Origin of the sequence: Fervidobacterium pennivorans, assembly GCF_001644665.1 — a bacterium.
GTDB classification, from domain to species: Bacteria; Thermotogota; Thermotogae; order Thermotogales; family Fervidobacteriaceae; genus Fervidobacterium; species Fervidobacterium ngatamarikiense.
On record NZ_CP011393.1, the window covers coordinates 501,628 to 527,568 of the forward strand.

General features: G+C 37.8%; 28 protein-coding genes. 15 read left to right on the top strand and 13 right to left on the bottom strand.

From position 1 onward, the window contains the following. Window positions 1-5 precede the first annotated feature (5 nt). The 8 genes from JM64_RS02375 (at window position 6) to JM64_RS02410 (ending at window position 9,533) form a co-directional block, all read left to right on the top strand. Window positions 6-425: an FKBP-type peptidyl-prolyl cis-trans isomerase gene (locus JM64_RS02375; protein WP_064011334.1), complete on the top strand. Its 420-nt coding sequence runs from the start codon at window positions 6-8 to the stop codon at window positions 423-425. Window positions 426-459: 34 nt separating this feature from the next. Then, window positions 460-1,851, top strand: a complete 1,392-nt coding sequence (pelF, locus tag JM64_RS02380) for a GT4 family glycosyltransferase PelF (protein ID WP_064011335.1) — start codon at window positions 460-462, stop codon at window positions 1,849-1,851. After that, on the top strand, window positions 1,844-4,069 hold the full coding sequence (locus tag JM64_RS02385; protein ID WP_064011336.1) for a DUF2194 domain-containing protein: 2,226 nt from the start codon (window positions 1,844-1,846) through the stop codon (window positions 4,067-4,069). Before pelF ends, JM64_RS02385 begins: the two co-directional genes overlap by 8 nt. A gap of 12 nt (window positions 4,070-4,081) precedes the next feature. Further along, entirely contained in the window at window positions 4,082-4,858 is a 777-nt protein-coding gene (locus JM64_RS02390) for an RMD1 family protein (RefSeq protein WP_064011337.1), read from the top strand. A 67-nt stretch (window positions 4,859-4,925) separates the two neighbouring features. Continuing rightward, on the top strand, window positions 4,926-6,452 hold the full coding sequence (locus JM64_RS02395; RefSeq protein ID WP_064011338.1) for a bifunctional UDP-sugar hydrolase/5'-nucleotidase: 1,527 nt from the start codon (window positions 4,926-4,928) through the stop codon (window positions 6,450-6,452). Between the two features lie 129 nt (window positions 6,453-6,581). Then, the gene (locus JM64_RS02400) at window positions 6,582-7,106 is read left to right on the top strand and encodes a transcription repressor NadR (RefSeq protein WP_064011339.1); all 525 of its coding nucleotides are present in this window, start codon (window positions 6,582-6,584) and stop codon (window positions 7,104-7,106) included. Between the two features lie 27 nt (window positions 7,107-7,133). Next, window positions 7,134-7,658, top strand: coding sequence for a cysteine hydrolase family protein (locus JM64_RS02405; protein WP_064011340.1), 525 nt, complete (start codon window positions 7,134-7,136; stop codon window positions 7,656-7,658). Between the two features lie 228 nt (window positions 7,659-7,886). Then, a complete protein-coding gene (locus JM64_RS02410; RefSeq protein ID WP_064011341.1) occupies window positions 7,887-9,533 on the top strand; it encodes a DEAD/DEAH box helicase in 1,647 nt (548 codons plus the stop codon). Window positions 9,534-9,583: 50 nt separating this feature from the next. Here JM64_RS02410 and JM64_RS02415 read toward each other — a convergent pair whose 3' ends face one another. Continuing rightward, the gene (locus tag JM64_RS02415; RefSeq protein ID WP_064011342.1) at window positions 9,584-10,270 is read right to left on the bottom strand and encodes a metal-dependent hydrolase; all 687 of its coding nucleotides are present in this window, start codon (window positions 10,268-10,270) and stop codon (window positions 9,584-9,586) included. Window positions 10,271-10,395: 125 nt separating this feature from the next. On the opposite strand from JM64_RS02415, the gene JM64_RS09945 reads away from it, so the two are divergent. After that, window positions 10,396-10,596 carry an IS1/IS1595 family N-terminal zinc-binding domain-containing protein gene (locus tag JM64_RS09945; protein ID WP_231882358.1) on the top strand — a complete coding sequence of 67 codons (201 nt, stop codon included), beginning with the start codon at window positions 10,396-10,398 and terminating at the stop codon, window positions 10,594-10,596. A 105-nt stretch (window positions 10,597-10,701) separates the two neighbouring features. Here the strand turns inward: JM64_RS09945 and JM64_RS02420 are convergent, their stop codons facing one another. From JM64_RS02420 to JM64_RS02445, 6 genes are read right to left on the bottom strand one after another with little or no spacing between them, the layout of a single operon-like run. Next, window positions 10,702-11,151: a hypothetical protein gene (locus tag JM64_RS02420; protein ID WP_064011343.1), complete on the bottom strand. Its 450-nt coding sequence runs from the start codon at window positions 11,149-11,151 to the stop codon at window positions 10,702-10,704. 21 nt (window positions 11,152-11,172) lie between these two features. Beyond that, window positions 11,173-12,282 (bottom strand): NADH:ubiquinone reductase (Na(+)-transporting) subunit F, encoded by a 1,110-nt coding sequence (locus tag JM64_RS02425; protein WP_064011344.1) that lies wholly within the window; start codon window positions 12,280-12,282, stop codon window positions 11,173-11,175. Window positions 12,283-12,309: 27 nt separating this feature from the next. Beyond that, entirely contained in the window at window positions 12,310-12,906 is a 597-nt protein-coding gene (locus tag JM64_RS02430) for an NADH:ubiquinone reductase (Na(+)-transporting) subunit E (RefSeq protein ID WP_231882426.1), read from the bottom strand. After that, the gene (locus tag JM64_RS02435) at window positions 12,903-13,529 is read right to left on the bottom strand and encodes an NADH:ubiquinone reductase (Na(+)-transporting) subunit D (RefSeq protein ID WP_064011345.1); all 627 of its coding nucleotides are present in this window, start codon (window positions 13,527-13,529) and stop codon (window positions 12,903-12,905) included. The genes JM64_RS02430 and JM64_RS02435 overlap by 4 nt, the downstream gene beginning before the upstream one ends. A gap of 1 nt (window position 13,530) precedes the next feature. After that, complete coding sequence (locus tag JM64_RS02440; RefSeq protein ID WP_064011346.1) at window positions 13,531-14,139, bottom strand: FMN-binding protein; 609 nt, start codon at window positions 14,137-14,139, stop codon at window positions 13,531-13,533. After that, window positions 14,136-15,092, bottom strand: a complete 957-nt coding sequence (locus JM64_RS02445) for an RnfABCDGE type electron transport complex subunit D (protein ID WP_064011347.1) — start codon at window positions 15,090-15,092, stop codon at window positions 14,136-14,138. Before JM64_RS02445 ends, JM64_RS02440 begins: the two co-directional genes overlap by 4 nt. A 425-nt stretch (window positions 15,093-15,517) precedes the next feature. On the opposite strand from JM64_RS02445, the gene JM64_RS02450 reads away from it, so the two are divergent. The 6 genes from JM64_RS02450 to JM64_RS02475 all read left to right on the top strand — a co-directional run bounded on the left by JM64_RS02450 (window position 15,518) and on the right by JM64_RS02475 (window position 20,889). Further along, window positions 15,518-16,399: a cytochrome b5 domain-containing protein gene (locus JM64_RS02450; RefSeq protein WP_064011348.1), complete on the top strand. Its 882-nt coding sequence runs from the start codon at window positions 15,518-15,520 to the stop codon at window positions 16,397-16,399. Window positions 16,400-16,426: 27 nt separating this feature from the next. Then, complete coding sequence (locus JM64_RS02455) at window positions 16,427-16,804, top strand: hypothetical protein (RefSeq protein WP_064011349.1); 378 nt, start codon at window positions 16,427-16,429, stop codon at window positions 16,802-16,804. 119 nt (window positions 16,805-16,923) lie between these two features. Continuing rightward, window positions 16,924-17,259: an Asp23/Gls24 family envelope stress response protein gene (locus tag JM64_RS02460; RefSeq protein ID WP_064011350.1), complete on the top strand. Its 336-nt coding sequence runs from the start codon at window positions 16,924-16,926 to the stop codon at window positions 17,257-17,259. A gap of 28 nt (window positions 17,260-17,287) precedes the next feature. Beyond that, entirely contained in the window at window positions 17,288-17,617 is a 330-nt protein-coding gene (locus tag JM64_RS02465; RefSeq protein WP_064011351.1) for an Asp23/Gls24 family envelope stress response protein, read from the top strand. Between the two features lie 127 nt (window positions 17,618-17,744). After that, a complete protein-coding gene (trhA, locus tag JM64_RS02470; protein WP_064011352.1) occupies window positions 17,745-18,401 on the top strand; it encodes a PAQR family membrane homeostasis protein TrhA in 657 nt (218 codons plus the stop codon). Window positions 18,402-18,435: 34 nt separating this feature from the next. Continuing rightward, window positions 18,436-20,889: a SpoIID/LytB domain-containing protein gene (locus JM64_RS02475; RefSeq protein WP_064011353.1), complete on the top strand. Its 2,454-nt coding sequence runs from the start codon at window positions 18,436-18,438 to the stop codon at window positions 20,887-20,889. A gap of 34 nt (window positions 20,890-20,923) precedes the next feature. Here JM64_RS02475 and JM64_RS02480 read toward each other — a convergent pair whose 3' ends face one another. Genes JM64_RS02480 through JM64_RS02505 form a run of 6 tightly spaced genes read right to left on the bottom strand, consistent with a single transcriptional unit; the run spans window position 20,924 to window position 25,930 of the window. Next, the gene (locus JM64_RS02480; RefSeq protein WP_064011354.1) at window positions 20,924-21,778 is read right to left on the bottom strand and encodes a GNAT family N-acetyltransferase; all 855 of its coding nucleotides are present in this window, start codon (window positions 21,776-21,778) and stop codon (window positions 20,924-20,926) included. A 45-nt stretch (window positions 21,779-21,823) separates the two neighbouring features. Continuing rightward, the gene (locus JM64_RS02485) at window positions 21,824-22,147 is read right to left on the bottom strand and encodes a L7Ae/L30e/S12e/Gadd45 family ribosomal protein (protein WP_064011355.1); all 324 of its coding nucleotides are present in this window, start codon (window positions 22,145-22,147) and stop codon (window positions 21,824-21,826) included. Between the two features lie 28 nt (window positions 22,148-22,175). Further along, window positions 22,176-22,961, bottom strand: a complete 786-nt coding sequence (gene folE2, locus JM64_RS02490; RefSeq protein ID WP_064011356.1) for a GTP cyclohydrolase FolE2 — start codon at window positions 22,959-22,961, stop codon at window positions 22,176-22,178. A 17-nt stretch (window positions 22,962-22,978) separates the two neighbouring features. Further along, a complete protein-coding gene (locus JM64_RS02495) occupies window positions 22,979-23,515 on the bottom strand; it encodes a tetratricopeptide repeat protein (RefSeq protein WP_064011357.1) in 537 nt (178 codons plus the stop codon). Next, window positions 23,512-25,002: an HD-GYP domain-containing protein gene (locus JM64_RS02500; RefSeq protein WP_064011358.1), complete on the bottom strand. Its 1,491-nt coding sequence runs from the start codon at window positions 25,000-25,002 to the stop codon at window positions 23,512-23,514. Before JM64_RS02500 ends, JM64_RS02495 begins: the two co-directional genes overlap by 4 nt. A gap of 1 nt (window position 25,003) precedes the next feature. After that, on the bottom strand, window positions 25,004-25,930 hold the full coding sequence (locus tag JM64_RS02505) for an ABC transporter substrate-binding protein (RefSeq protein ID WP_064011359.1): 927 nt from the start codon (window positions 25,928-25,930) through the stop codon (window positions 25,004-25,006). Window positions 25,931-25,941 lie beyond the last annotated feature (11 nt).

Here is a 25,941-nt window from a genome sequence, read left to right on the forward strand (position 1 = left end):
TATCCATGGGTATTAAAAGTGGTGACAAGGTGAAGGTCCATTACACAGGTATGTTTGAAGACGGGCAGGTTTTCGACAGTTCTTATGGCAGGCAACCTCTTGAATTCGTTGTAGGTGCAGGACAAGTTATTCCAGGTTTCGAAGAGGAAATTTTGGGATTAGAAGTTGGAGATAAGAAGAGATTTACAATACCTTATGAAAAAGCTTACGGACCCGCAAGAGATGATTTGAAATTCTCGGTTCAGAGAAACGTTTTACCTGAGGACGTTAATGTTGGAGATTTGCTTGAAGTTCATCAACCCGATGGTAATTTTTTTGTTGTCCGTGTCGATGAACTTGGTGATGAGGTTGCAATTCTTGATGCTAATCATCCATTAGCTGGTAAAAACCTTGTCTTTGAGGTTGAAATCATAGAGATTTCTTAACGTAGTCGCTTAAAACGTTATTATAGCTGACTTTATGCGTGTATGTATCTTAGTTGAAGGCACCTATCCGTACATAACCGGAGGAGTTTCCTCTTGGATACAGATGCTAATTGAAAATATGCCGGACATTGAATTTGACGTTGTCCACTTGGCTCCATGGAGGTGGACACGTCTTTTTGGTTATAAACCACCAAAGAATCTGAAATATATATACGAATACCTTCTCTTTTCAAGCGACTACTCGAAAACAAATATCGCTTTTGATGAAAGAGAATTGGTAAGATATGTCAGACAACTGATAGAACTAAAAGAGGAAAGAGCAAAGTATTTTGCGAACATTCTAAGGGCAACCGCAGGCAAGCACATTGATTACTTGTTACTTAGCCGAACTTTTTGGGACTTTTTGAACGACATATACGTCAGGTACTTTCAAGAAGAAGGTTTTCCTGGCTTTTACTGGACTGTCATTGGTTTCATAATTCCCATTCTTGGTGCAATCCAAGCCTTACCTCCAAAAGCGGATATTTACCATTCTACTACAACAGGTTACGCTGTGCTAAGCGCTCTCACTGGAAAGTATTATCACGGTGGGAAATTGATAGTCACGGAACACGGTATATATCATAGAGAAAGGGAGATAGAAATTACGAAATCAAAGAGTGTACCAGAAGTGTATAAAAAACCCTGGATAGAGATTTTTAAACTTATCAGTGAGACCGCTTACGCAGAGTGTGATGCCTTGACCACTCTTTTCGAGAAAAACCAAATCTTTCAATTTGAATTAGGCGCCGATTTTAGAAAGATGCATGTCATACCAAACGGTATAGACATAGAAAAATTCTCAACTATAAAGAAAGTTGAACATGATACATTTAATGTAGCAATGGTTGGAAGGGTGGTTCCAATAAAGGATGTGGTAACTGGTATAAAAGCGTTTGATGCCTTAGTCAAGGAAGTTCCAAATTCACGACTATACGTTATAGGGCCAACAGATGAAGATGAAGAGTATTATCAAAGGTGCGTAAATCTTGTAGAACTATTAGGTTTAAGCGGAAAAGTTATCTTCACGGGAAAAGCCAATGTAATCGACTACTATGGAATGATGGACGTATTACTGATGAGCAGTATATCGGAAGGTCAACCGTTGGTCCAGCTTGAGGCTATGGCTGCGGGCTTACCAGTCGTTGTTACAAATGTCGGTAACTGCCCTGAGATTGCCCTTGATCCAGATGGGCAATCAGGTTTTGTGGTGGAACCGAAAGATTATGTTACTATGGCGGAAAAGTTAATTATTTTAGCTAAAGACAAAGGTCTTCGTGAAACTTTGGCTCAAAATGGCAGACGCGTGGTAAGTCAAAAGTACACGTTAGAGCGTATGATAAATTCTTACCGTCAACTTTACGAGGAGGTTTTAAGAAATGCTTAGGATCTTCAAAAAGTGGTTTTTTGCTTTCATCATTATCTTTCTGACTTTAATGGAGTTCTCAAGCATAGAGGCAAAGGTTTTGCTACTTTACAAAGGTTCTGAACAAGGCTATGGTTACAATATTTTAGTGAAATACTTCGCACCAGTTTTGAAGGAACTAATAGAAAGCTACGATGTTATCGATGTAGAAGGCGTTGATTTTTCTAATATGGACCTCCAGCAGTACAATTTGATAATAACATGTTATTACAGTCCTCAGATGAGGGAGGCAAAAAAATATCTTGAAAAACTCACACATTTTTTGATAAATGGTGGGAAAATTCTAATTGTAAACAACTTAGGTGCAAGTATCGATACATCAGGTTCAAACCATCCCGGACTTGCTGAAATTAACTCGGTCTACAACCTTTTAGGCATTTCTTACACTTTCAGTTGGAAAAAGGTAAAACCACTAAGCGTAAATATAGACAACGAATACTCAGCTGCTAAAAGTTTTAAATTCGAAAATTTACGCGACGTAGAGCAATTTAAAATGATAAGTCCATATGCAAAGAGTTTGATTAAAATAACGACAGAGGATGGTAACACTTACGACATGGCCATCCTGAGCAATCTTGGAGGGTTAATCAGCTACAGTTACCTTTTCGACGACGAAGGAAAAGTCACGCTCAATTTATACTTAATGATATCAAAACTTCTTTTCGGTGAGAATGATACTTTCAGTTTTTTAGTAGTCGGGCAGGATAACCCAGATTTAAGGAAAGCTTTGGATTATACTCTTTTAAGCTATGACTGGAAAAGTGCAGTGGTACCGGTTTTATCGGTTTACGATGCGGTAATTCTTGTCAACGGGGTTTTTCCTGTTTCAGACTCCAGATTATTGGAGTATATTACAAATGGTGGAACTGTGGTCGTAATTAGTAGTGGAGACGTTCAAAAATACATACCAGACTTGATAGTTGATAACAATGTTTTTCCAATGCCAAAAGATTACAAACTACCCTTTTCAAAATCTATTTCCATAAAAATACCACCGAATGGGGCTATAAATCTTATAACTTCCTCGTCACGAGACAGCCTTGTGTGGAAAATTAAAGTCGGATTAGGGCAAGTTATATTCTATCCACTCGACTTGCTTAAAAAAGAATATCGTGGACTACTAATACAAGTTATTTTGTCACAACTTCCAATATCGATTCAGCCAATAGTAAATAGTTGGTCAATGTTCATTGACGATTTTCCATTACCAGCCTACAACAGAAAGTTGGATATAATCACTAGGGAGTTTGGTGATATAACGGACAACGAATTTTACTACAACGTATGGTGGCCATCGATGAAGCAATTGTCTAAAGAGTTTGACATAAAATACACGACATTCTTGGTTACCAATTACAACGCGTCTGTCACATGGCCATTCAGCTTCCAAGAATACACAAACACGCCTCAGCAACTGCTTGTGCTAAAAGAACTATTAAATAGTAATTTTGAACTAGGTATACATGGTTACAATCATATTCCGTTGACGGCTGACCGATGGTCAACAGAACAATTGGATTTGGTTTTATCTATTTTGAAGATATTCTTGAGAAACACGCTTGGTGAAAGTTACATTCCTTATAGTTATGTAGCACCTGACAACATAATAGACTTGTTTGGGGTTGAAAAGTTGTTAAAAGCATTCCCAAGTATAAAAGTCATAGGAACGACCTACAAAGGAGCAAATACGCTTTCTGAGTTTGAGATATTATTTGACAAGGTAGTTGTAATACCAAGAACTACTTATGGATATTATCCGGAAGACGGACTGATTGCCAATTCTGTATTAGCACTTATGTCACTTGGAACTTATCAGTATTTCTTACACCCAGATGACCTATTCTCAAAAGATAGGAATCCTGAGGACAAAACGTGGAAAGAGATGTACGAGAGTCTGAGAAGCTTCCTTTCTACCATGAAGCAGTATTATCCTTTTCTTAGAAATCACTGGGCATCTGAAAGTGGGGATGTGATATACACTTTCTTTAAAGAACGCCCGATTATAAAAAAAGAATCAGACAACATCTCTGTTTTGCTACCTATTGGATATCATCTTCCAAGATACTATTATGTGCGAGTTTCAGGACCTTTTACACTTTACGGTGGAAAAATTGTGTATTCTTATGGAAACTTGATAATTGTTGAACAAACAGAAAATAAGATGGAAATACGAAAATAGGAGGTTTTATTAGTGCAGTACAGGTTTATAGCCTTAGACTTAGGTGATGACATTGACATTAAGAGATTGATGCAGGAAAAATCATCACATATTGAATACATAAGATGGGAAGAACCTTTTAAATTCAAATATGCACAAGGCACTGTTTATGTTTACTCATTCGGAGCTGTAGTTGGATTAAATGTACCAAGCAATCAGTTTAATAGCCTTGTCTCTGAACTCGATGAATATGTTATTGGTAACGTGAAGCACACAGCAACGGAAATACTCGAGGTGATAAACAAAGATAGCAAAGACAAGGAAATCGAGATTTTTGAAGATAGAGTCTACTTACCAAGAATAGACGAGGGCGTGCTATCAACAGTTGCTTTCGTTTTGGCTCAAAGTGTCTCTTTACACAGGATAGAGCAGAAAACAGGACTTTTAATAGATGAGATAGAGAAATTCCTCTCAGAAAAGGGCAAAGTGGCGAAAGGCAGAAAGGCTTTAGGACTTGCAATGAAAATATTAAAAACAAGGCACGAGATACTCTCAGATGTCATGATACTTGACAAACCTGACATTGCCTGGGAAAACGAATTGTACGACCAGCTGTATCAGAAACTTGCCAGGTATTACGAACTTTCAAGAAGATACAAGAACGTGACAACGAAATTGGATCATGCCTTCGAGGTTGCAAGTGTTCTTTTGGAAATTCATAGTGAAAGCAAAGCAAATTTCTTGGAATGGATGATTATACTGCTGTTTGTTTTAGAAATCGTTATAAGTCTTATCGAGAAGCTTTTTTAGAATGTTTTGTCTTAACAAAATAAAGGTTTATAATATTAATCACACTACATATTAAGGAGGGATAGCTATGAAGCGATATTTTGTTATACTTTTGTTGTTAGTGAGTTTACTTGTTCTCGCGGTAAGGATTACAGTGTTCCACATTAACGACACTCACGGACATGCTTGGCCATTTACAGACTCTGCAGGAAATATCATAGGTGGTTTTTCAACCGTTGCCACAATGATTGATGCAGAAAGAAAGGTCAATCCTCACGTTCTCTTCTTACATGCGGGAGATATAAACACAGGTGTTCCTGAATCGGACTTATTAAATGCTCTACCCGACATATTTGTCCTGAATAGAATGAAACTCGATGCTGTTGCGGTTGGTAACCACGAATTTGACAAGCCAAGAGAAGTGCTTTTCAAACAAATAAGCTGGGCGAAGTTCCCATTTTTAAGTGCAAACATTTACAAAGATGGAAAGCCATTCTTTACGCCTTACATAATTAAAAACATTGGCGGAGTAAGAGTGGCAATTGTAGGTTTCACAACCGAGCACACGAAGATACTTGAAGGTCCAAATTCCGAAGATTTGGAATTCAAGAACGTAATTGAAGTTGCAAAAACACTGATTCCGGAAATCAGGAAACAAGCAGATATTGTAATTGCATTAACACACCTTGGCGTTGGTCAAGGTTATTCGGAACTTTACACAACCGCTGACCAATTGGCTCAGCAAGTTTCTGGCATTGATTTAATAATCGATGGTCACAGTCACACAAATCTTACTCAACCTATAGTAGTTAACGGAGTTCCTATAGTTCAGGCATTCGAATGGGCAAAGGTGTTGGGAAGAGCTGATATTTACTTCGAAGATGGGAAAGTTACGAAAATAGAATGGCAAGCAATACCCGTGGTTCAAGCAAAGGTTGTTGGAAAAGATGAAGCAGGCAAAAATGTATACCAGGTAATTACTCCTGAAGCGTCATATGTAAAAACAGCTCTCGATTATTTCAAAAAACTCGGTGGAGCAAAACTTGATACAGTAATTGGTTATACAGAAATCCTACTGAACGGGGAACGTGCAGATGTTAGGTCCAAGACAACAAACCTCGCTAATCTCATAACAGATGCTATGCTTTGGAAAACGGGAGCAGATGTAGCACTTACAAATGGTGGAGGGATAAGAGCTTCTATTAAACCTGGTGAGATTAAGATAAGAGATGTCCTAACAGTGCTCCCATTTGGAAACACATTGTATGTGTTTGAAATGAAAGGCTCAGACCTTCTCAAAGTCTTTGAATATGCTGCATCAGTTCCAAACGGACAGGGTGCGTTCTTACAAGTCGCCGGTGCAACGTGGAAGGCAGAGGGAGGCAAACTTGTTGAAGTACTCATCAATGGGAAACCAATAGACCCAGAAAAAGTATATAAGGTAGTCACTAATAACTATATGGCAGCAGGTGGAGATGGATACGCAATGTTAAAAGGTCAGAAAGGATACGACACGTACTACGTCATGGCGGACGTTGTAGTAGAGTACATCCAAAAGGTCCTCGGCGGAAAGATTACAAGTTACGATGACAAACCAAGAGTTGAAAGAAAATAAAACCAAAAAAACAAAATCTACGGGCGGGGTTGCAACCCGCCCTTTTTATTTCTTCTCACCTTCAGATAAGTTGTGGCTGATATTAACTTTCTCTGTAAAATATTGTATAATAGATTCGAGGTGATGCGTATGGAAAGAAAGTATCAAATTTTGGAACTGCTCAAGAAAAGTAAGACGCCAGTCAAAGGCAAATACTTAGCAGAACTCTTTGATGTGAGTAGGCAGATTATAGTTTCTGACATTGCGCAGTTGAGAGAAGAGGGGCATAAGATAGTTGCCACGAGAGATGGTTACCTTTACGATGCAGGAAACAAGGTGCGAAGGGTTGTTGCTGTGAAGCACTCACCTAAGGACATACACGACGAACTTAGACGAATAGTCGAAAATGGTGGCAAAGTCTTGGACGTTATCGTTGAACATCCTGTGTATGGGGAAATTATTGGAAGGATAGATGTTTCAACTCTTGACGAAGTGGAGAAATTTGTTTCCCTCCTAGCTTCGAGCGGTACGAAACCGCTTTCTGAGATTTCAAACGGTGTACACCTTCATACCATAGAAGCCCCAGATGGGGAGACTATGGAAAAGATACTTAAAGCAATTAGTAAGTACAGACTTTCAAAAAGTGATGCAAAGAAGGATGAAAAAACAGAATGAGTAATTCATCTGACGGGAGGTGCTAAGATGGAGGCATTGTTGATAGTTGATTTGCAAAATGATTTTGCAAAACCAGGTGGTGCTCTTTATTTTCCAGGTGCCGAGAACGTTATCCCTCCGATTGTTGAGTTAGCAAAAGAATTCAAGAAAAGAGGCTTGTCAATTATATATACAAGAGATTGGCACGAGGACAACGACTACGAGTTTAGCATATGGGGTGTCCATTGCTTGCACGATACAAAAGGAAGTGAGATTGTGGATGAGCTAAAAGAAGTATTAGATGGGTATGAAAAAGCTTATGAAATAAAGAAAAGCAGGTACTCTGCGTTTTACGGAACTAATCTTGAGAACTTGCTCAGAGAATTGGATATTAGAAAAGTCTACGTCGGCGGACTTGTAACTCATATATGCGTTCTGTTTACTGTTGAAGAATTGAGGAATCGAGGTATAGAAACAGTTGTATATTCTACATGCGTCGACAGTTTCGACAAAGAAATGCACAATTTTGCACTGCGCGAGATGGAGGAAGTTTTGCTTGCAAAGGTCATTTAGGCAGTTCTTGAAAGCGTAATCAATCTTAATCCAATGTTAATTGTACTTATCTAAAAGTATGTTAAACTTACTTAGCATGTGCATACGAACATAAGATACGCACAGATATTTTTTCCGCTCCTTTCTCCTTGCGTGTGAGGTAATCCACCCAACTAACCTGACAAGTAAGACGGCAAGGTGAGGGGTGGAAATTTCTAAATCCCGCAGGGAAGAAAGGTAGGAGTAGATATGAAGAACACAGATGTTACGAAAAGCGTTGAAAGAGGAAGTGGTTTCGAAGTTTTTAGCTTAAGTGAGGAAACACTCTTAGCTATTGAGAAGAAAGGTTATACTCAACCCACTGAAATTCAGAAGTTGGTGCTTCCTGTCGCTCTTGGGACTGATAAAGATATAATCGCTCAAGCTCAGACTGGAACAGGAAAGACAGCGGCATTTGTGATACCAATACTTGAACGTATCGACTTTAAGGTAGATAAGAGTATCAAAGCGTTGATAGTCACACCTACAAGAGAATTAGCACTTCAGATATACGAGGAGATAAAAAGCCTGAGAGGGAATCGTAAGATTAAAGTGGCCACGGTTTATGGAGGACAATCGATGGAACGACAACTTAAAGACCTAGCAAAAGGTGTAGATATTGTTGTTGGAACACCTGGAAGATTGCTTGACCATATAAATCGCAAAACGCTCGATTTGTCCAATGTGAAGTACTTGGTATTAGATGAAGCTGACAGAATGCTTGACATGGGATTTTTGGATGATGTGCTTGAGATAATTAAACAAACACCTGAAACCAAGCGCACATTTCTCTTTTCAGCAACAATGCCGAAAGAAATAGTAAGCATTGCAAGAAAATTCATGAAGGATTATGAACATATATCCACTGTAAAAGAAGAACTCACAACAGAGAATGCAGAACAGCTTTACTTCGAAGTTGAAGAGGGCGATAAGTTACCACTCTTGTGTAGAATAATTGATATGAATCCTGAGTTCTATGGTATTGTCTTCTGCCAGACAAAAGTCGAAGTCGATGAGATTGCTAAGAAACTGTCGGACCTGGGGTATAACGCAGATGGGTTGCACGGTGATTATTCACAATCTCAAAGGGAACGAGTGCTTGATAAATTTAGAAAAAAGCAGTTGAACATACTTGTTACTACGGATGTTGCGGCAAGGGGAATAGATATAGAAGGACTCACCCATGTCATCAATTACTCTGTTCCAAGAGATCCGGAATACTATGTACACAGGATAGGTCGAACGGGAAGAGCAGGGAAGAAAGGACTTGCAATTACTTTCGTAACAAGGAGCGATTACTATCATTTTACTAGAGTAAAGAGATTCGCAAAGGCAGAGATAGTAAAGGATAAAATCCCCTTGGTTGAAGATATACTTAACAGGCAATTAGAAAGTGTTATCAATAACATCAGGAAAGAATCATACGTTTCGAATGAACTCTTCAGACAAGTCGCTCAAAAATTGATTGAAGAGATAGGACCTACAGAAGCAGTTGAAATGTTACTTCATACCCTTTTAAAAGAGAAGATAGATATTACACGTTATGGAAACATAAAAGTGAAGGATTTTTCAAAACACTCAGAGAATAACTCGACTGTGAGGTTATTTGTGGCACTTGGTTCTTCTAAAGGTTTGGATAAAAAGAGGCTTGTTGAATACATATCTGAAAAAACGGGTATTGAACCAAAAAACATAAACAACGTGCGAGTCTTTGAGACATATTCTTTCATAGACGTTAACGAAGCCGATGCAGATATTATTATGAGGACTCTAAACAAGACCACAGGAAAGAGTGGAAAATATTCGAAATCCTCCAAACCTTTAGTTCAGAAGGCACGAGAAAAGAAATCGAATTGACGATGTTTAATTAAAAAGGCTCGCACAAGCGAGCCTTTTTTGATTATCAGTTACTGTTGACACTCGATTGTTTCACCCGGTTTCATAATAACACACTTGACTCCTATCTTTTCTGCTTCTGTTTTGAATTTTTCGGGATCTGCTTTGATGATGTCCCAAGTGTTGTAGTGTATTGGAACAACTACCTTTGGTTTTATCATTTCAACAGCTGTTATTGCGTCTTCTACGTCCATGACAAAATTCCCACCAATTGGTAGGAACGCAAGATCTACACCTTTAATTAACTCCATCTCCTTTGTCAGTCCTGTGTCACCTGCATGGTATATGGTTTTGCCTTCTGCTTTTATCAAAAAGCCACAGGGATTACCTCCGTAAATAACCTTGTCTCCATCATGTATGCCGGAACCATGGATGGCAGGTGTCAGTTTCACTTTGCCAAATTCAAAATAGTAAACCCCTCCAACGTGCATTGGATGAACTTTGCAGCCTTTTGACTGCAAATAGCTGCATAGCTCGAAATTTGCAATAACAGTGGCGCCGTACTTCTTTGCCAATTCAACAGTATCGCCTAAATGGTCACCATGACCGTGAGTCACAAGGATGTAGTCTAACTTTGGCAGTTCAAATTCCCTTGGATAAACTGGGTTACCGCTGATAAATGGGTCGATAATTACGTTGTACTTTCCTTCGATTTCACTAATCAATACGGCTGCGTGTCCTAAGAACGTTACCTTCATACCTTTCACCCCCATCCAAGACTGATAATGTTAACTAAAAGTATTGAAACTTTCCAAAAACCGCATTATCCTTTAAAGAGGGGACACCCCCCCCAACCAACTTTTGACAAAGGAGGTATCCCGATATGAACAACTCAACACTCTCTTGTCCCAAATGCGGTTCTACCAGCTTGTACAAAAATGGTCATGACAAATACGGTAACCAACAATTCCTTTGCAAACTCTGCCATCATTCCTTCAAACTTTCCCATTCTCACAAACGCAAAAACTTCTCTTTCCATTATCCCAAATGCACTTCTTGTGGTAGGTCTAAGGCTTTTGTGTAGTGCAGAATCTTTGGAAAACGCACAATGGTAATATCAATCTCATTCTTTCACAATTACACTCTTTCATCACTACAAGTTAACACTATCAAGACTTTTTGGCATCTTTCATTCATACAAGACAGCTTTAATCATAGCAGGCTCTAACCTGAATTTTGACCCCTTACCTTGCAAAAAGTGGTGAGCAGCAAGCAAATGAATAGATAACTCACTGAACATAAGCTCTTTACCGTTATTCAAATTCTTTACTAACGCTACTCTTTTTCTAAAAATCCCATCTTGGAATGGACATGGTAAAAATCCCCTCGCCTCGTCTACTCGTATCTCCCATTTTTCATATTTTATAGGTTCTCCTAAACCTTTCAACCCCTCTTTCATGAGTTTTCTCATAAGCTTGGCTACTTCAACAAAATCTAAACCGAGGTATTGAAACTCTTCTTCGTCAGCAGTGATTATGTCTACAATATTTCTGTCGTCATCTCCCAAAAATCCATCTGCTGTAATCTTTCCTGGTTTCATGTTTTCTTGTGCTTTAATATACTTGGGAGTCATTTTCATTTCGATCCCCCCTATCGTTAATTATGCAAACTTGTCGTAGTAAACATCCTTTATGCCGTACTTATCAAAGACTTGAACACAAGCGTTTATCATCCCTGGACTGCCACACAAATACCCTTCTTTTGGTGTGTCTTGTGGTATAACTGTTGCCAAGTACTTGTCCAAAACGTTTGTTATGAGACCAGTTTCGCCTTGCCAGTCATCTTCTGGAAGAGGATCTGAGAGAGCAGGGATGAAATGAAACTTTGGCCACCTCTTTTCAAGTTCTTGGAACAACTCCACGTAATAAAGGTCTCGTTTGCTACGTGCACCAAAGAAATACCACACATTTCTCTCTGTTATTCCGCGTTCCCACATGTCAAGTATAATAGATTTTATAGGTGCCATTCCGCTTCCACCGGCAACCATTATCATATCAGCGTTCGTTTCTCTCATATAGAATTCACCGAAAGGTCCAACTACTTCGACCACATCTCCTTCTTTCATATATTTATGCACGTAAGTCGTTGCAATTCCACCTGGAACTAATCTTATTAATAACTCAATATGGTTCTTGTCGCTGGGCGAGGAAGATATAGAATATGCCCTTTGTGTAGGTTCTTTAATGTTCTCATATGGCGGAATAACTAATTGGACATACTGACCTGCCTTAAAGTTTATCTCGTTAGGTTCCACTAAACGGATTCTGAGTTCCTTGATATCGTAAGTTACATCTTTAATACTCTCAACAATACCCCTAAACTTTTTGATGTTGAAAAGCTCTTCTGGCAAATATATTTTTATGTCTTTTTTCAATTTTATCTGACAAGCCAACCTTATATTTTCAGCCATTTCTTCTTTTGACATATAAGGTAGTTCGGTTGGTAGATGAGGACCAACGTCAGATAACACTTTCACTTTACAGGCACCACAACTACCTCTTCCACCACATGCAGAAGGAACGAATATCCCGGCTGAGCTAAGTGTATGGAGAAGAGGTGCTCCACCTTTCACTTTTAACTTCTTCTTTCCGTTATTAATATCAATTTCTACTTCTCCGTAGTTGTTGACAACGCCATCAACAATGACTATCATCAAAGCCAAAGCAGAACTAATTATTGATACCACCAAAGGGGCAACGATTATTTCCATACTTATCACCACCCAACATCACTATAATCACTGAACGTTTATCATACCGGCAAAGCCGATAAATGCCATTGCCATTATCCCAATGGTGATAAGCGTTATACCAACACCCTTAAGCGGAGCTGGAACTGGCGCATTTTCTGTCTTCTTTCTGATAGCTGCAAGAAGAACAATTGCAAGCCACCAGCCAATTCCACTACCGAGTCCAAAAAAGACAGATTGAATGAAGGAATAGTTTCTAAGTTGCATAAACAAAGCTACACCGAGAATCGCACAGTTAACTGTTATTAAGGGTAGAAAAATACCAAGGACCATGTAAAGATTGGGTGAAACTCTGTCTATTATCATCTCAAGAACTTGGACAACGGCTGCTATTACGATGATGTAGATTATGTATCTAAGATAACCTATATCTAGAGGGGTTATCACGTATCTTTCTAGAATCCAGTTAAGTCCAGTTGTTATTGTCATAACAAGCGTTACTGCAATGCCTAAGCCATTGGAAGATTTCAAATCCTTCGAAATGGAAATAAACGAACACATTCCTAGAAAGTTTGTGAGTAGTATGTTACTAGTAAAAATGGAAGCGAAAAATAACACTAATGGATTAATGTTAGGATAAATCATTTCTTTTCACCCCCTGTGGACTGGTTGACATCCTTTTTAATCTGCATACCTCTGACTATCCAAATGAAGGAGGCTAAAACGAAGAACGCACTTGGTGGCATAACCATTATCGTCCACTTTGGGAAGGAATTAGGAAGAACTTGGAAACCAAGGACTGTACCAAATCCCAGAAGTTCTCTAAAGAACGCAACAACAACCAAAACGAACATATATCCAAGCCCTGCTGTAAAACCATCCCAGAACGAAATCAACGGTTTGTTCCCCTGAGCAAAAGCTTCTGCACGTCCCATGATTATACAGTTCGTAATAATCAAACCAACGTACGGTCCGAGTGCTTTACTTACGTCAGGAGCGTAAGCTCTGAGGACTATATCGACCATAATAACGTAGAATGATATGACAAGCACTTGTGTAATCATCCTGACCTTTCTTGGAATTAAGTTTCTCATCGCAGAAATTGTGAAGTTGGAAAGCGCGGTTACAAGTGTAACACCGATAGTCATTATGAGTGTATTTCTCAAATTGTTGGTAACGGCGAGTGTGGAACATATACCTAATATCTGCACAATTACTGGGTTTTCGAGCCAAAAGTTATTTTTCAAAATCTTTTTGAAATCGGACATATCAGTTCACCCCCAGTAACGATTTAAGAATAGGGATATACGTTGCAATTATCTTTTCTATAGACTTAGATGTTAACGTAGCCCCAGTTATTGCGTCAACTTGTCCATCATCTTTGGAATCAGGAACCTTCGTTGTCGATACTAAAACCTTACCATTAACGATTGCTTCGTTTCTAAATTGTTCTTTGAACCAACTTTCCTCAATTCGGCCTCCAAGACCAGGTGTTTCACTTTGTGAGATAAAATCTATTCCTACGATTCTTGAAACGTCACTATTAACAGCTAGTACACCAGAAATATTCCCCCACAAGCCACTTCCATTGAAAAGAATGGCATAAACTTTCTCACCATCTACTTCCGCAGAAAACAGATTGTATGAATCCTTCGTTTCCATAGTAACTTTTGATTTGAAAATATCGATGGCTTCATCATCGCTCGTATATGGAATTCCCATGGCATTAAGAACAGCCCGAATCATGAACAATTCTTGATTCTTTTTCACTTGCTGTGAAGTCATAACATTTAAACCAGAAAGGACAACAAGAAACGCAAATGATACTATGAATGTGAAAATAACAGTGTAAACTTTACTATCTCTATCGAATCTCATGCTTCCACCTTCTTCTCAGAAGCATCATTGCTTATGCTCTTTTTTGGCTTTTTAACTTTTTTGTCCTTAACAATCTCATCAAGAAGAGGAGCGAACATATTTCCAATCAGTATTGCAAAGCTCCATCCCTCGGAGAATAAAGAAAATGTTCTAATAACTACTCCAGATAAACCTATAATTATCCCATATATCCACATTGACTTGACTTTCTTAGGTGCCGTTATAGGTTCTGTTGCCATGAAAACAGTAATAAATAGCAAACTTCCAGACAACATCGCAGGAACCGTAGGTAAGGATTTTGGAACGTTGAAAAGATCCAGCAAAAAGGTGAGAAGCACGGCTGAACCATAGGTTGAAACCATCAATCTCCAGTTTGCAGTCTTTGTCCATATCAAATAAATTGCAGCCAATAATATGAGTAAAACAGGTGCCTCGCCAATGGCTCCAGCCCGCCAACCAAGTAACAAATTAAATAAATCCACATTCTGCCCATTTCGGAGAATTTGCAACGGCGTTGCAGAAGTCGTTGCGTCCAAGCCAAACAAAGATGGTTTAAGCCAACCAGATGTCATATAAAGTGGGAAGGTTATGTATATAAACAACCTGCCAACGATTGCAGGATTAAAGACATTTCTACCAAATCCGCCATATACCTCTTTTCCAAAAGCCACACCAAAGGCGATTCCTATTATCGCAACCCAAAATGGGACAGAAGGTGGTAAAGAAAGCAAAAACAACATGGCTGTTACCAGAACTGCCTCGCTTACAGGCTTATTCTTACGTCTTTCAAAGAGATATTCGACAAAGATAGCAGTGAGAAAAACCCAGAATCCTAACAAAATAACGCGCAATCCATATGCAAAGATGGAGAACAACAAAATAGGTGTGAGTGCATAGAGCATCTTTCTCATCATGGGTTGTTTCTGGAACTTTATAAGACCTGTGGAACCCATTCTCACATCGCCCCCTTTCTATGGAAGTTATGGCATAACTGAAGATAATAGCTTGATAACATCTGGATTCGTAATCAAAACCACTAAAATTATACCATGGTTTTAACAATGTCTAACATTATCTATTTGAAACTTTGGGACAATGTTTTAAAAAGCAGAGTTTCTTGTCAATGGTATTTTAGAAATATTGAATTTTTTACATTTAAAGTAGTATTAGCTCTAATTAGCCTGTTCTAAGTGACTTAGTTATATTTGGTATATTCCGTGCTGTATGGTATAATATATAACACGATGATAACTATGCTACTTTAAATTTAAGAAATTCAAAGTTTAACCTAAGAAATTCAAAGTTTAACCGGATTTCTAAGTCTTTTTTTGTTAGAATAAGTCCAAGGTTTATCAACATTCAACTAGGAGGTGGAAGTATGAGTAAGTACAGACTGATTTTTGTGTTACTAAGCATAGCTATCTTTACAGGTTTTCTGTTTGCGGGGCATCTTGATAAGTTTTTTGACATTCAGAAGTTCAAAGGAGAATACAAAATAATTTCCTCTGAAACTTTGCAGAAGACTTCGGGATGGGTTTCTGTGGAAGGTGTTGTATATAACCTTGGAACTTCCGCACCAGCTAAAAAATTTGTCACGTTATCAGAGGTAGATTCAAAACTTCTTACAAATGATAAGATTGTTGGATTTCTTGGTGTTACGATTTCTGAACTTTCGAAGTACAATGGAAAAAACGCACCTATAATGGTTGCTGTTAACGGGATAGTTTACGATCTTTCTGCTTCAAAATCATGGGCAGGAGGAACACATAAAAATCAGCACGTTGCTGGTCAGGATTTGACTTACGACATCTTAAAACTCTCACCACATGGCATTTCTAAAATAAAATCGTTCCCATCCTACGGTGTTCTCGTTTTCACCCCAGATGAGCTGATTAAATACGACGGAAAGCAACAAAAGAAAATCTACGTTTCTGTTTACGGTATCATCTATGATGCCACCCAGTCCCGTAAATTTACAGGTGGTGAGCATTATGGTCATGATATGGGAGTAGATCTCACGAGTGAAATACTCTCGCTTCAAGGACACGTTAATTTGCTCAGCAAGTTGTATCCTATTGGACTGTATGTTTTCAACGAGAAAACCATCTCGAAATTCAATGGAAAAGAAGGTAAACCTTTTGTCATTGTAGAAGACATTGTGTATGATGTGTCCAAAAATGCACAAGGAATAAAAGCAGGAACGATTTACGATGGTCAACATCGCAAAGAGTGGTTGCTTGTGGGATTTAGGCTGAACTGAAGATAACTTAAGCGGAGTTGGAAATAGATGGTTTACAAAGTATTGGGAACAACAAGTGCTATACTTTTGTTTTTACAAATATCTCTTTTTGTTATGAGAAGAGCTTACAAGTATCTTCCAAAGAAACCGAACTGGTTTCCACCAATTCTTAAGTTTCTAAAGAGTGCTCATATTTACACAGGTATTGCCTTATTAATTATCGGATTTATCCATGGTTACTTTGCTTTGGGAACGATAAAATTACACACGGGTCTTATTCTTTGGATGGGTATACTTTTTGCATTTTTAGGTTTCTTGTTCAAAAACAAGTTTGGTAAAAAGTGGATAGTATACCACAGAACTTTAGGATTCATCTTGATTGGACTGTTTTTCTTGCATTATTTCTTCCCATGGCTCATAAAATAAGATAAATAACAACCATAAATAAAGGCAACTCTGGAGGAATTCACTACAAAAATTTAACTTATGCTGGGCTTAGTTATTTAATTTTAACAGAAACTGATCTTTTTTTGGAGGTGAGTATGATGAAATTTCAAGGAACGTGTGGGGAAATTGAGATAACTGAAAAAGCATTAAAGAAAATAGTCTACCATGCTTTAACCGAACTTTCAGATAGGTTGAGCGTTGCAGCAAAGAACTGGTTACAGAAGTTCCTAAACGTATTTTCGTCAGAAGAGTCCAACGTTGTTATTAACGAAAACGGAGAAGGTGTTACAGTAGACCTTTATGTTGCTATTGGTTATGGTATAAACATTCCAGAAACTTTTGCTATGGTGAAAGAAAAAATAATAGAATCATTTAGAAAACACCTTGCGTTGGAAAATGTAGAGGTCAACATGCACGTGACGGAAGTTAAGTGATTTTTCCCTTGAAGAAGGAGGCATTTATATGGGAAGAATAGAGATTAATGCTAATGTTTATCAAGAGATAGTTTACAGAAGTGTCTGCGAGTTTTTTGGATTAGAAGATGCTGAAAAGGCAATTAGTTTCAAAAAGAGTAACGTCATTGTTGAAAAGCTTCAACTGTCGGAAGACGAAGAGAAAGAGAGAGTAAGGTTCACAATACAAGTGCCGGCAAAGTTTGGCTCGAATTTCCTGGAATTTTCTAACAATGTCGCGTGTCACGTGAAGTCAAAAGTAGAAGAAATAACTGGTATGATTGTAGAAAGTGTTAATGTCAAGGTTGTTGATGTTATAACAGAAAACGAGAATGTTTGAGATTTTTACTTTTTGAATGTATAAAATCAGTGGCTATTCCAAAGGGCCATTGGGATTATGGTTTTTCCAATGGCCTTGTTGTTGAGTTGCTAATAGTATATACAAATTCGAGTGCGGAGGTCACAACATGAAAGACAAAGATAATATTGAAAAGTATTCTTTAGGGGAAGAGATAGCAAATTCTATAACGCACGGCATCGGAGCTTTGTTAAGCGTTGCGGGGACCACTGTTTTGATAGTGATTGCATCAGTTCAAGGTGGTGTTGCAAAGATAATTTCTGCTGTGATTTACGGACTTTCTTTGTTTTTGTTGTATATAAGTTCTATGTTCTACCACGCGCTTCAACACAAAACAGCCAAGCATGTTTTTGAAATTTTGGACCATTCAGCGATTTATGTACTTATAGCTGGTAGCTACACACCTTTTTTGTTACTTTCAATAAGGGAAACCCTAGGGAGGGTATTCCTTATCATTGTATGGCTTTTGACAGTTCTTGGTATCATATTCAAAGTGTTTTTTGTGAGAAAATTTGTTTTCCTATCTACAATATTTTACATATTAATGGGTTGGATGGTTGTTCTAATCTTTAAACCTTTGACTAGTCGTATTGATTCTGATGTCGTACTGCTATTGATATCTGGTGGTATAATGTATACGTTTGGTACTGTATTCTACGTCTGGAGAAAATTCAAATTTCACCACATGATATGGCATATTTTTGTTCTATTTGGAAGCCTGTTTCATTATCTTGCTATTTTAAAAACCATCGTAACCAAAGTTTGATGTCAAGTGAGGAAATTTGCAGAGAGGTGGAATTTTGAATAAACTGTTTTACTTTTTGACAATTGTTTTGTTACCATCACTATTTAATGTCCTCACTTTTAGCCAAGAAAGTTTTACGCTCAATATCTCATTAAAATTCCCGATGGACTTTGAAAGTGATGCGCTGATAAACAATTTGAAAATCGCCGGTGCTGAACTTTCTTATGTTTATGAAATTTCTATCTTTGGTGGGGATTATTCTGCAACAATTTCCTCAACTTCTACTGTTCTAAGTTTAGAAGTTTCACAGCAAGGACTATATGAAATTAGCGCATCCGTAATGGTTGGAAAAGATACTTATTTCAAAGGTGTGGCTACAGCTACAGTAGACTACAGTTCTTTAACTCAGGACATAGAAATTCTTCTTAAACCTGTCATGTCGAAGATGCTTATTACACTAGACATTAACGATGTAGATGAGCTTAAAGGAAAAAGAATTTTGATTACTTCCAAGGATTCATCAAGAGTAGTATTTAATGAACTACTTGACGTTAGTATCTTTCCATTAATGATTGATATAACTCCAGGTAGTTACAAAGTTGACATAGTAGCAGAGAACAACGTTACTTCTAATTCTACAAAAGCATTACTTTCTACTACGGAGCTAAAAATCCAACCTGGCCGATTTTACCCTTTGATGGTTTCCTTCAAAAAAGAAACTCTTACTTTATCAAAGAATTTAGCAAAAGTATCAAAATTAATAGCCTTTGATATTAACACACGCGAAGTTATTTTTGAGCGAGAAGGTAAATACAAGCTGTCAAAAAGTCTATCAATCAACGGAAAGAATAATTCAAGTTGGTCAAATGTACTATTTCCGGGAATTTGTGACTTGTATCTCGTGTTTGAGGATGGTGAAATAACGAGCATTAGCTACGAAGAAAACTTTCCTTCTAGAGTTCGTGTTCTATTGAGTTCAAAACAGACTTCTGTTGGTGGGTTGCTGTCGAGTGGTTTCGAGCAGGTTGCTGTGAAACCTCACCAGGATTATTTGCTTTTTGTTTTTGACAATACGTATTACCAAGTTATGAAAATACAGTCTGGGTGCGTTGTCCGATTTCAAAATAGTTCTGAAGGACTCAGTGTTGAAACTGCAGACGGGATAATTGGACCTTTTCAAAAAAGCTCGCGTTTTTATATAAGACCGCTGTCTAAGGATTCATCAATAGAAATTGCTGAAAAGGGCAAAAATAAATACTCTGGAACCTTTGAAATAATCATAGACAATAATGGGAGGCTTAGCATAATCAATGATTTATCAATAGAAGAATATCTAAAAAGCGTTGTATCAAGTGAAATGCCGAGCACCTATCATCCTGAAGCATTAAAAGCTCAAGCAGTAGCATCTCGAACTTATACTTTGAGCAAAATTCTATCTGACAGAAGATATGCAAGACTTGGTGCGAATATTGATGATTCTACCAACTTTCAAGCTTACAACTTCCAGAAACCTAATGAGAAAGCTTCTAAAGCTGTTATGGAGACAGAAGGTGAAATCCTTGTGTATCGGGGCAAACCAGCGGAAACATTTTATTTTGCAGTATCAGGTGGTTATCTCATGGATCCTGCGGACGTTTTTACATCAAAAATAATTTATTTGACACCAAAGATAATGTCTTTTGGAACTGAAATGCCACTTTCACTTGATGATGAAATGGCACTGCTTAATTTTCTAAAAAATTGGAATTTTTCGTTATTAAGAGATTTAGGTTTTCCAGAAGCTATCAACGGTTATTTTCGTTGGAAGGTTGAGTACTCTCCCGAAGAACTGTTACGAATTCTCAAATCTCTTAAGGGTGTAACGACATTGAACCTTGCGAATGCTGAAATTTTAAAATCCAAATACAAACCTACTGAGTTATTAACTGACTTTGTTAACCTTATTTTAAAACCAAGACTTTCATCCGAGACAGCGAATACGAATATCACAAAAGTAGAAAACGATTTCTTTGAAATTATGAGTACTTTACCTGAGATACAAGTTCAAGTGAGCACAACACAACAATTTCAAGACATAAGTCAGGAAAGTATCCAACACTACGGAGATTTTTCAGATATACAACAAGAAAGAATTATTAACGTTTATGTCACTCGAAGAACCCCTGGAAAGTATGTCAAAGAGGTAATCGTGGAAACAAATAAAGGGCTGTATAAAATATCAGACGAGCAAGTACTGAAATTATTCTCACCGCAAGGAAAAAAGGTGGTATTACGCAACGGTATAGTCAGGTCTGATTTCTCTTCTCTTCCTAGTTCCTTCTTTACCGTAGATGTTGTTAAAAACGATTACGGTTATGCGGAAAAGGTAGTGCTCTACGGAGGGGGATTTGGTCACGGAATAGGTATGAGCCAAGTGGCTGTAAACTTTCTTGCAAAGGATTATGGATGGGATTACATTACTATATTATCGTTCTTTTACCCAGGGACAGTTTTGTCTAAGGTTTACTAGGGTCTATTAGTTTAGCCAGGAAAAAGAGCAACAGTTACAACTTCCTAATCATTTCGTATTGTGTCAACAATATTTTGAAACCATTCTTTTCTAGTGCACTATGTAATAAATCATCTTCAGCTACGGCAACCACAGATATTATTGATGGCCTTGTATTCTTTGCTATATAATCGACGCAAACTTTTACAACCAAATCCCAATCCTCAGGTACTGGAGACCTTGGTGCACAGTCGACTATATAAGAAGAATTTTCATCTGTCTTGCCCCACACCAAGTATCCTTCGATGTTTTTGTAGTGTAATCTAACTAAGTTGTATCTTCCGTCAGACAACATCAACGTTATTGGTTCGCGCTGCCAATTTACTTTTCTTGGTATATTTATCTCGTTACTAAGTGCGATTGAGTAAACCAATCTGTTGTCGGTCTGAAGGGCAGAGTAGTGGATATCATACTCTTGGGGATTCTCTAGAACAAAGGTGTCAAGACTTCTCAACTTTCTGAATCCGTTTTTGTCATAGAATCTCACCGCTCGCTCGTCTGAAGCTGCAACTTCGAGTGTTACCTGTTCGATGTTTTTCATCTTCAAATGCCTAAATGTATGTTTCAGTATTCTATCTGCCAACCCTTTTCCACGTTCGTTTGGCACAACACCCATAGCGTCTATTCTTGCTCTATTTCCACGTATTGCAACAAGAATAAAGCCAACAGGTTCGTTATCCTTGATGAATACAAAGGAATCACTGAAGGAAATAGAGTTTTCTCTAGCGTCCATTTTAAACGATAGGACGTTCCAGTTGATTGGAATCACATAATCGGAAAAGACCATGTTTACTAACTCAACGAAATCTATAAGTGGAAACTCCGCAAGAGTAACTATTCTCTCTTCCATAGTTTTTACCCCCTTGGAAGGCGGAAATCTCATTCTGAAGACATTTTACTCGGCTTGAACCACCTTAATAATTGCTTCCGCAAGATTTTCATCGAGAATTCCCACTGCTGACAAATTAGTTTTTCCAACAGCTTTTGCCAGCGTTTTTTTATCAGCGATTTCAATGTAAGGAACTTTGTTTATATCGCATCTTATCCTCAAATCTTTCTTAACCCTTTCCCCCGCATCTTTCGCTACAACTAACACCTTTTTACTTATCCTTTTATCGCTTAGATATTCCTTTAACATATCCTTTCCAAAGGCAATCTTATTCGCTCTAGCTGCAAATCCCATATATGTTAGTATCTTGTTGATTTTTTGCTCATCCATATAATCACCTTCTTGTAAACGCTTGTCTTTATCCTTGCAGTTCATCACTTGTTACGCAGGCATAGGCATTGTGTGCATGTATCGATTCAAAGCTCTCTACTTCTACTCTGTACCATTTAATTTTATCATACTTTTTCAACTCGAGTGCAACATCCCTTGCTACATCTTCTACGAATTTTGGATTGTCGTAGGCGAGCTCTGTTACATACTTCTCGTCGGGTCTTTTAAGTAAAGTGAATATAGGTGCACTTGCCGATTTTTCCACAATCTCTACGATGTCTTCTATCCATATCATTTCCTTACTTTCGTAAGATACTTTGCATATAGCCCTCTGGTTGTGAGCACCTCTCTCACTGATTTCTTTTGAGCATGGACATAGCGTGTGGATTGGAACTACAACCGAAGTTAGAAAATCAAACCTGCTATCGAAGATTTCAGCTTCAAAAGTGCAGCTATATTCAAGATAACTTTCGCTCTTTGTTACAGGTGCCTGTTTTTTAATAAAGTAAGGGAATTCAACCTCTATGACTGCTCTCTTAGCATTTAAAACGCTCTTAAGTTTGTATAAGATATCTTTCACACGTTTAGGATTTATCTCTAAGTGGTACTCGTTTAGAACTTCGATAAACCTACTCATGTGTGTGCCCCGATAGTTTTGTGGGAGGTCTACGTACATATTTATCGTTGCTATTGTTGATTGCGAGCCATTTGTCTTATCGAGAACCACAATGGGATACCTGACACCCTTCACCCCTACTCTTTTTAGATATACGTTTCTTAAATCGTATTCGCTTTGAACATCTCTAAGAACCATTTTCTTTCCTCCGATTCTTATTCTTTGGATTTTTCCATTTTATTTAAAATTTCTTCGACTTTTTCCTTCAGGTCACCATCAGAAATTTTGTGTAGCATCACAAGTGCTTCCTTACGGTATATAGAATACTTAAAATTGTCCAAAAACGAAGATAAGTAAAATTTTGCACTCTCACTTTCCCCAATTTTGTACAGTGCGGAGCCCAGATAAAAGTATACCTCATCAAGCCAGGGGTTTTCAATATCCTTAATTTCCCTAAGTAAGTCAACAGTCTCAGCGTAATTGCCACTTCTGAACGCAAGCTTTGCCATGTCTATTTTGGTTCTCACTTGCGATTTTATCTGTTTTTCAACAAGGTAAGTCAGTTCCTTTAGGTTATTATCCTCAATGTATTTGGAAAAGTCTTTACTGTCAGACACGTATAATTCATAAGCTTTTGCTATCTTTTGGAGCCTTTGGAGTTGCTTAATGAGGTTTACGTTGTAAAGATAGGTGGTGACGAACAGAATGCAGAAGATAGTAGCGAGCAAAAGAGGCAACTTCTGAGATTTCATGCTGAATAACCACCCTCTGAATTTCTTATTTTCTCTGATTCGGTCACATCTTTAGAGAGACCGGGAAACTCCAAATGGTTCAAAACAACTTCTTTGAATTTTTCAAACAACTCTTCGTCAAATTTTGTTCCAACCATGCTTTTCATTAATTCAAGTGCTTCCAAAGGACTTAAAGCGTTTCTGTAAGGTCTATCTTCCGTCAATGCGGTGAAAACATCGACTAAAGCAACTATTTGTGCTCTGAGACTCAATGTACCTTTCGAAAGGCCGTCAGGATAGCCACTTCCATCGATATTCTCATGATGATGCCGGACAACATCTGCCACGAGTTCCCATCCTGGAATTTGCAGAACGACCCTTTCTCCTAATATGGTATGGGTTTTCATTATTTCAAACTCTTCCGCGCTAAGCTTCCCAGGTTTCAAAAGTATCTGGTCGGGTATACCGATTTTCCCTACGTCATGAAGTATCGCCCCATATTTTATTGCGTTGAGTTCTTCTGGGTCTGTTATGTTGAGTTTTGTCGCTAATGCAAGTGCTAGCTGCATAACCTTTTTTGAATGTTCTCCGGTGCCTACGTCCTTGAGTTCAACAGTTTCAGCAAGTGTATTTATCAAAAGGAAATTTCTCTCTTCCAAAGCTGATTGCATTTCTTCTATTTGTGCCATTGTATTTTCCAGTTCCTCGGTTGTTGATTTAAATCCAGCTATTGCTTCCGTATACCGTGAGAAAAGATTGTGGATAGCATTTTGAACTTTTAACAAAGGTTCGTGTTTTGTTTCAATTGGTTTGTACTCTACATATTCACCAGTTTCTACCCTAAGAATCATATCAGAAATTATACTCTGCAATGCCGATGCAGATTTTTCAAGGTCTTCTTCCTTGCTTGAATAAATGTTGTTCAAAGTCACTAATGCTACCCAAGGGACCAACCCCCAAAGAAAACTGAACAAAATGCTTGAAATCAAAAACTCTGGATTTGGCGAAGTTCTTACGTTAAATTTGTATTTTGTTGTTTTGTATTTTGTTAGGAAGCTTGGAAGATTATTAAAACTACCACTAGCTAAACTGCCAATCAATCCTTTTTCAGGTGAATAAACAACTCTACCATCTGCTTCAACAATGATTTTGAATTCACGTGTTGGGAACCTTATCAATGAGATTGGTATTTCCAGTAAGAACAGGTTATCTTTCTCTTTATAAACGTACTTAAGTGAATAACCTTTGAAAAATATGCCTTTCAAATAAGAATTGGGACCTATCTTCAGATGCTGAGAATAGTCCAAGCCGCCAATTATCAAATCTTTAGGTAATTTCACAACAACACCAATGTGATTTTCAATGTAACTGTCAAGCATTTCGGAAAAATCGTTTAAATATATTGTACCTTCTTTATCAAGTCTGATAAAAAAAGTAGCTAAGAAGACAATAAAAACCACGGCGACTACTCCGTTGACAATAGAGCCAAGCCTTCTTGTTTTATTCACTTCACTGAACCTCCTTGAGTTCCCCATCTTGAACAACGTAGAGTATAATGTCTTTTTTGACCCCTTCTTTAGTGAAATAAACATAGCTATTGTCTACTTTGACGATATGTGTATTTATAAAACGACGGAATTGTTGAGTAGTTAAAAACCTGTGGTTTTGAATAAAGCCAACCCAATTATCAATCATTGCCAATTCAACTCCTTCCGTTGAATACATTTTGGGAACTAGGAAATATACTCCTTGTAAAAAAATCCCTCCAAGTTTCAAAAACTCCTTACTGAAAGAAGCTTCCGTGGCAAAAATTCTAATGTTCGTATTTTTTGTCCTCAAAAACTTTATTATTTCAAAGGAATCTTTTTCTACAGTTGTGAGAACAGCAGTGTCGTAATTTTCAACAGGCACATTTTTGATGGAAGATAACTCTTGGTAATAAACAAAATCTCCTGGGAAGTAACTTAAAAGGTCTTTAAACTCGTCGCTATATTCTCTATTTGAATCGTCAAGCACTAACAAAAGGTTACTGCATCCAAACTTCTCCAAATATTCTCGAAATGCCTCAACAATAGATTTATTTGACGGCGTAAGTGAGAAAATATAACCGGATTTCAGCAATTCTGTGGAACTGATTGTAGGGGAGAGTGCCAAAATGTCGTATTTTTTGAGATAAGGAAGGACTTTTTTACCATCAACTGACATAGAGGGACCTATGACGAATTTAGCACCTCGACTTGAGAGATATCCAAAAAATTTTTCTAAATCACTGTCGATATTGGAGGCGATAAAATTTACTTTATGGTTCTTTAAGCTCAGAAACTCAGCAGCGTTTGTTGTGGGATTATAGACGAAACCCACCGTTGCCGAGGTGTAATTAAACCAAATGAATATGACTGCGAGCATACTTATTAAAAGCATTGTGAGTTTGTGCATCACGCAACCTC

Excerpts from the sequence above, each read along its gene's own strand:
- JM64_RS02425 (WP_064011344.1), bottom strand. The coding sequence starts at position 12,282 with ATGGAAATAATCGTTGCCCCTTTGGTGGTATCAATAATTAGTTCTGCT.
- JM64_RS02385 (WP_064011336.1), top strand. The coding sequence starts at position 1,844 with ATGCTTAGGATCTTCAAAAAGTGGTTTTTTGCTTTCATCATTATCTTT.
- trhA (WP_064011352.1), top strand. The coding sequence starts at position 17,745 with ATGAAAGACAAAGATAATATTGAAAAGTATTCTTTAGGGGAAGAGATA.
- JM64_RS02485 (WP_064011355.1), bottom strand. The coding sequence starts at position 22,147 with ATGGATGAGCAAAAAATCAACAAGATACTAACATATATGGGATTTGCA.
- JM64_RS02435 (WP_064011345.1), bottom strand. The coding sequence starts at position 13,529 with ATGTCCGATTTCAAAAAGATTTTGAAAAATAACTTTTGGCTCGAAAAC.
- JM64_RS02465 (WP_064011351.1), top strand. The coding sequence starts at position 17,288 with ATGGGAAGAATAGAGATTAATGCTAATGTTTATCAAGAGATAGTTTAC.
- JM64_RS02440 (WP_064011346.1), bottom strand. The coding sequence starts at position 14,139 with ATGAGATTCGATAGAGATAGTAAAGTTTACACTGTTATTTTCACATTC.
- JM64_RS02415 (WP_064011342.1), bottom strand. The coding sequence starts at position 10,270 with ATGAAGGTAACGTTCTTAGGACACGCAGCCGTATTGATTAGTGAAATC.
- JM64_RS02450 (WP_064011348.1), top strand. The coding sequence starts at position 15,518 with ATGAGTAAGTACAGACTGATTTTTGTGTTACTAAGCATAGCTATCTTT.
- JM64_RS02430 (WP_231882426.1), bottom strand. The coding sequence starts at position 12,906 with ATGATTTATCCTAACATTAATCCATTAGTGTTATTTTTCGCTTCCATT.
- JM64_RS02480 (WP_064011354.1), bottom strand. The coding sequence starts at position 21,778 with ATGGAAGAGAGAATAGTTACTCTTGCGGAGTTTCCACTTATAGATTTC.
- JM64_RS02405 (WP_064011340.1), top strand. The coding sequence starts at position 7,134 with ATGGAGGCATTGTTGATAGTTGATTTGCAAAATGATTTTGCAAAACCA.
- JM64_RS02400 (WP_064011339.1), top strand. The coding sequence starts at position 6,582 with ATGGAAAGAAAGTATCAAATTTTGGAACTGCTCAAGAAAAGTAAGACG.
- JM64_RS02410 (WP_064011341.1), top strand. The coding sequence starts at position 7,887 with ATGAAGAACACAGATGTTACGAAAAGCGTTGAAAGAGGAAGTGGTTTC.
- JM64_RS02460 (WP_064011350.1), top strand. The coding sequence starts at position 16,924 with ATGAAATTTCAAGGAACGTGTGGGGAAATTGAGATAACTGAAAAAGCA.
- pelF (WP_064011335.1), top strand. The coding sequence starts at position 460 with ATGCGTGTATGTATCTTAGTTGAAGGCACCTATCCGTACATAACCGGA.
- JM64_RS02495 (WP_064011357.1), bottom strand. The coding sequence starts at position 23,515 with ATGAAATCTCAGAAGTTGCCTCTTTTGCTCGCTACTATCTTCTGCATT.
- JM64_RS02375 (WP_064011334.1), top strand. The coding sequence starts at position 6 with ATGGGTATTAAAAGTGGTGACAAGGTGAAGGTCCATTACACAGGTATG.
- folE2 (WP_064011356.1), bottom strand. The coding sequence starts at position 22,961 with ATGGTTCTTAGAGATGTTCAAAGCGAATACGATTTAAGAAACGTATAT.
- JM64_RS02420 (WP_064011343.1), bottom strand. The coding sequence starts at position 11,151 with ATGAAAATGACTCCCAAGTATATTAAAGCACAAGAAAACATGAAACCA.
- JM64_RS02505 (WP_064011359.1), bottom strand. The coding sequence starts at position 25,930 with ATGCACAAACTCACAATGCTTTTAATAAGTATGCTCGCAGTCATATTC.
- JM64_RS02445 (WP_064011347.1), bottom strand. The coding sequence starts at position 15,092 with ATGGGTTCCACAGGTCTTATAAAGTTCCAGAAACAACCCATGATGAGA.
- JM64_RS02395 (WP_064011338.1), top strand. The coding sequence starts at position 4,926 with ATGAAGCGATATTTTGTTATACTTTTGTTGTTAGTGAGTTTACTTGTT.
- JM64_RS09945 (WP_231882358.1), top strand. The coding sequence starts at position 10,396 with ATGAACAACTCAACACTCTCTTGTCCCAAATGCGGTTCTACCAGCTTG.
- JM64_RS02455 (WP_064011349.1), top strand. The coding sequence starts at position 16,427 with ATGGTTTACAAAGTATTGGGAACAACAAGTGCTATACTTTTGTTTTTA.